At 59.0% G+C, this 5,130-nt stretch carries 2 protein-coding genes and 2 pseudogenes; 2 read left to right on the plus strand and 2 right to left on the minus strand.

The genetic code is table 11. The features are described from left to right. Together ACWB12_RS03095 and ACWB12_RS03100 are read left to right on the plus strand one after the other, a co-directional pair. Positions 1 to 706 (plus strand): annotated as a pseudogene (locus ACWB12_RS03095) (biopolymer transporter ExbB); the annotation flags it as partial. After that, entirely contained in the window at positions 706 to 2,580 is a 1,875-nt protein-coding gene (locus tag ACWB12_RS03100) for a peptidoglycan -binding protein (RefSeq protein WP_479528600.1), read from the plus strand. The pseudogene ACWB12_RS03095 and the gene ACWB12_RS03100, both read left to right, overlap by 1 nt. A gap of 7 nt (positions 2,581 to 2,587) precedes the next feature. Here ACWB12_RS03100 and ACWB12_RS03105 read toward each other — a convergent pair whose 3' ends face one another. Further along, complete coding sequence (locus ACWB12_RS03105) at positions 2,588 to 3,556, minus strand: M23 family metallopeptidase (protein ID WP_479528601.1); 969 nt, start codon at positions 3,554 to 3,556, stop codon at positions 2,588 to 2,590. After that, positions 3,553 to 5,130: pseudogene (locus tag ACWB12_RS03110) on the minus strand (AAA family ATPase); the annotation flags it as partial. The pseudogene ACWB12_RS03110 and the gene ACWB12_RS03105, both read right to left, overlap by 4 nt.

The raw sequence follows: 5,130 nt of genomic DNA on the forward strand, positions 1-5,130 counted from the left end.
CCCCGCTCTAGTCGAAACCATCCGCGCATTGGCCCCTTCAAATGGGGAAAGCGGCATCGAGGTGTTTGGCCGCCTGATGACCGGATTGGAAAAACAACTGGGCGGCATGGGCACGGCGTTTGCCTCGTCCCTGTTGGGATTGGCGGGATCACTGGTTGTCGGGTTGCTGGAATTATTTGCCAGCCACGGTCAAAACCGGTTTTACCGCGAATTGGAAGAATGGCTGTCGACGATCACCCGCGTTGGATTTTCTTCCGGGGACGGCGACGGTGGCGAACAAGGCGTGATCGCCGGCGTGCTGGACCATATGTCGGAACAGATGGAAGCCATGCGCACTATGTTCACCCAGTCCGATGTCAGCCGTGCGATGGTGGACGAAAAACTGGGGGCACTGGCCACGTCGGTGGAACGGCTGACCGACCGGATGGCACAGGAAATCGGCACATCGGATGCCCTGATACGGGTGGCAGACGGGCAGGATGCGCTGGTGCAGCTGCTGACGGAGCAGGCCAAAGAGGGCGGGGCGCATGTGGATGCCGAAAGCCGGATGCGACTGCGTTCAATTGATGTGCAATTGCTGCGGGTGCTTGAGGAAATGTCGGCGGGCCGCCAAGAAGTCACAGGCGAATTGCGCAGTGATCTTGCTGCGCTGACCAAAGCGATCCGCGCAGTGACGCCCAAAGGCGGCGGGCGGGGGCAGGGCTGATGGCGCTTAGTCGTCGCACAGGGCAACGGTTTCAGGCCTCGATCTGGCCTGGGTTTGTCGATGCGATGACGGCGCTATTACTGGTGCTGATGTTTGTGCTGACCATTTTCATGGTGGTGCAATTTGTGCTGCGCGAAACTATCACCGGACAGGAAACCGAACTGGATGATCTAAGTTCGCAGATCATTGGATTGGCGGATGCGCTGGGGCTGTCGCAGCAACGTGCGGCTGGGTTAGAAGACGATGTTGCGCGGCTGGATAGTTCCTTGGCCGAGGCCCGCAGCGTGGCGGAAACACAGTTGACGCTGATCGCATCCCTGACGGCTCAGTCGGATGCGCAGGCCGCAGAGCTACAACAGAAACGCGTCGCAATCACCGGATTTGAAGCACAGGTTGCAAGCCTATTGGCCGAGCGCGATGCGGCACTGGGCGAGGGCGAGGTATTGGCACAACGGCTGGCGGATGCCGATACCGCGCGTAGTCAGCTGATTTCGGATCAGGAGGCGCTGCAACTGGCACTGGCAAAGGCGCGCGAGGAAATCGATGTGCAGGCCGAAACGGCCCGATTGGCAGCGGCCCGCCAGGATGCGTTGCAGGCGTTGATTGCCGATATGCGCAACCGTGCCACGGCGCAGGATGAAACGCTGGCTGATGTATTGGCGCGTCTGGATGGGGCTGTGTCGCGGGGGAGTGAGCTGGAAGGCCAGTTGGCTACGGTAGAGGGGCAATTATCGCAAGCCCAGAAGGCCGCTTTGGCTGAGGCCGAAGCGGGGCAAGTCTTGCGCGAAAACTTGGCTGGGCTTGAAGCCGAATTAAGCAAAGAGGAAGCTGCCAAGCTGGCTGAGGCTGCTGCGGCGCAGGCCTTGCGCGTAAGATTGGCCGGAGTTGAGGCCGAATTGAGCGAGGAGGAAGTCGCGCGATTGACCGATGCAGCCGCGGCTGAGGCCCTGCGTGAGCGGTTGAAAAATGCGGATACCGAACTGACAGCGATGACGCTGGCGCTAGAGGAGCAGCGCAAACGGGCCGAGGAAACGCTGACATTGCTGGCGGCAGCTGAGGTGGCAAAAGGTGCATCCGATCTGGATGCCAAGGCGCAGTTGAGCGTGGCCGAGGAGCGGGCCGCGTTGCTGGCCGTGGCGCAAAAGGCGCTGTCCGAGCAGGAGGCGCAGACCTTGGACGAGCAGCGCAAACTGGCGTTGCTGAACGAGCAGGTCGCGGCGTTGCGCACCCAATTGGGGGGCTTGCAATCGCTGCTGGACGATTCTGCCGCGCGGGATGCGCAATCGGATGTGCAGTTGCAGGCGCTTGGGTCGCAATTGAACACAGCTTTGGCCCGTGTCGCCGCCGAGGAAAAGCGCCGCCGTCAGCTGGAAGAGGCCGAGCGCATTCGGCTGGAGGCTGAAACCAAGGATTTGGCACGGTATAAAAGCGAGTTCTTCGGGCAGTTGCGCGACCTGTTGGGGCGCGAGGAAGGTGTGCGCATTGTTGGTGACCGCTTTGTGTTTTCAAGCGAGGTTTTGTTCCAGACGGGTGATGCGGAGTTGTCAGATGCGGGTCGCGCGCAGATCGCCCGCATTGCGGCGATTTTGAAACGGGTTTCGGATGACATCCCGCCCGAGATTGACTGGGTGATCCGGGTGGATGGGCATACGGACAACCAGCCTTTGTCGGGCTTTGGGCGGTATCGGGACAATTGGGAACTTAGTCAGGGGCGCGCCCTGTCTGTCGTGCGGTATATGTCCGAGTCGCTGGGGATTGCGCCGAACCGGCTGGCGGCGAACGGGTTTGGGGAATATCAGCCGATCAATCCGGCAGATACACCTGAGGCCCGCGCACAGAACCGCCGGATCGAGCTGAAGTTTACCGAGCGTTGATCAGGGCCTACTCGATCTGCAGGGTGATCTCGCGTTGTGCCAGAACATACCCGCCCCGCAGCAAAGTTGTCGTTCCGGTATAGGTGCCGGTGGGCCAGCCAGCACTTTTGGTGCGTTTACCGGCGGCACGGAAAAACTGGGCTTGGGGTTTTTCCAGATTGGCACGGTGGCGGATCACTTCGCCTTTGGGGCCATCAATCAGCAGTTCCAGAACATCGCCCTTTTGTCCGCCATAGGCGTAACCCCAAAACACCAGTGCGGGGGTATCGGTTGGCAGCGCCGCACTATGTGCGCCCCCGGCCTTGATGTCTGCGTATTTCGGCACGCTATTGCTAAAGCCCAGATTGATGATGCCCGTGCCGACATAAGCCATATCGGTTTGCCACAGGCTGTCCAGATCGGGGTCATTACAGGTCAGGACCTCGTCGGCATCATATGGGTCAATGACATTGCCATCTTTACGCACCGACAGGTGGACATGGGGGAACTGGGTTTCGCCACTTAGGCCAACTGCGCCCAACACGTCGCCTTGGGAAATATGATCGCCACGCGCAACGGTGATCGAGCCCTTTTTCATGTGGCAATACTGGGTTTCCCAACCGTTGTCGTGCGTGACCACGACGCCGTTGCCACATTCCTTGCCCGATATGTCGGGGGCGTTCGGCGCACTTTGCATGATGTCTGGCATATTGTTGCGGATGCCGGTGACAACCCCGCCCGCGGCGGCCAGAACATCAACGCCCGCTTGCATCGCGGCAAGGCTGGGCAAGGCGAAATCGGTGCCTTTGTGGCCGTCATAGCTCAACTTGCCACAGGCGAAATCGCTGTGATCAGGGCCTTCGTCACGGTCAACATATTGCTGGACGTAACAGGTTTGGCCAAGGGTGCAATCCAGCGGCAGGGCGAGCGACATCTCTTGCGCCGCGAGTGGGGAGGCGGCGACAAATGCAAGCAGCGTTAAGCCCGTACGGATCATTCCGCTGTCAGCAAGGGTGGCTTATCCTCGGACAGGCGGCGTTTTTGCGGTGACAGGATCTGGATATCCAGCTTGCCGTCTTTTGTCCCGACCTTGACCAATCCACCTTTGGCCAGTTTGCCAAACAGCAATTCCTCGGCCAGCGGTTTTTTGATGTATTCCTGAATGACGCGGGCCAGCGGGCGTGCGCCCATTTTATCGTCATAGCCCTTGTCGCCCAGCCAGTCAGCCGCCGCTTTGGTCAGTTCAATCGACACATTGCGGTCCATCTATTGCGCTTCCAGTTGCAGCACGAATTTCTCGACCACTTGGGCGATCACATCCTTGCTAAGGGGCGCAAAGCTGATGGTGGCATCCAGACGGTTGCGGAATTCTGGGGTGAATGTGCGCTCAATTGCAGCAGTGTCTTCACCCTCGCGACGGTCACGGCCAAAGCCGATCGCCTCTTTCGCCATTTCGGATGCACCGGCATTGGTGGTCATAATCAGGATCACATTGCGGAAATCCACCGTGCGCCCGTTATGGTCGGTCAGTTTGCCGTGGTCCATCACCTGCAACAGGATGTTGTAAACATCCGGATGCGCCTTTTCCATTTCGTCCAGCAGCAGCACGCAATGCGGGTGCTGATCCACACCATCTGTCAGCATACCGCCCTGATCAAAACCGACATAGCCGGGAGGGGCGCCAATCAGGCGGGAAACGGCGTGTTTTTCCATGTATTCGGACATGTCAAAACGCAGCAGTTCCACACCCAGCGTATCAGCCAGCTGTTTGGCGACCTCGGTTTTCCCCACGCCAGTTGGGCCTGCGAACAGGTAGTTGCCGATGGGTTTCTCCGGTTCGCGCAGGCCAGCGCGGGCCAGCTTGATTGCGGAGGCCAGTGCCTCGATTGCGGGGTCTTGGCCGAACACCACGCGTTTCAGCGATTTTTCCAGATCGCGCAGGATTTCGGTATCATCCTTGGATACAGATTTGGCGGGGATACGGGCGAGTTTCGAGACAACCACCTCGATCTCTTTCACGCCAATGGTTTTACGTCGTTTGCTTTCCGGTAACAAATGTTGTGCCGCGCCGGCCTCGTCGATTACGTCGATGGCTTTGTCGGGCAGTTTGCGGTCGGTTATGTAACGCGCGGACAACTCGACAGCCGTTTTGATCGCCTCCATGGTGTAGCGGATGCCGTGGTGATCCTCGAAATAGGATTTCACCCCTTTCAGGATTTTGATCGTATCCTCGACCGATGGCTCGTTCACGTCGATTTTCTGGAACCGGCGCGACAAGGCACGGTCCTTTTCAAAATGCTGGCGGAATTCCTTGTAGGTGGTTGACCCCATGCAGCGCAGCTTGCCGCCCTGCAATGCAGGTTTCAGCAGGTTGGACGCATCCATCGCGCCGCCCGATGTGGCACCAGCGCCGATAATGGTGTGAATTTCGTCGATGAACAGCACCGCGTCGTCATGTTCCTCAAGTTCGGTCATCACCGCTTTTAGCCGTTCCTCGAAATCGCCACGGTACCGTGTGCCAGCCAGCAGCGCGCCCATATCCAGCGAATAGATCGTGGTTTTTGACAGAAC

This window comes from Profundibacter sp., assembly GCF_056498605.1.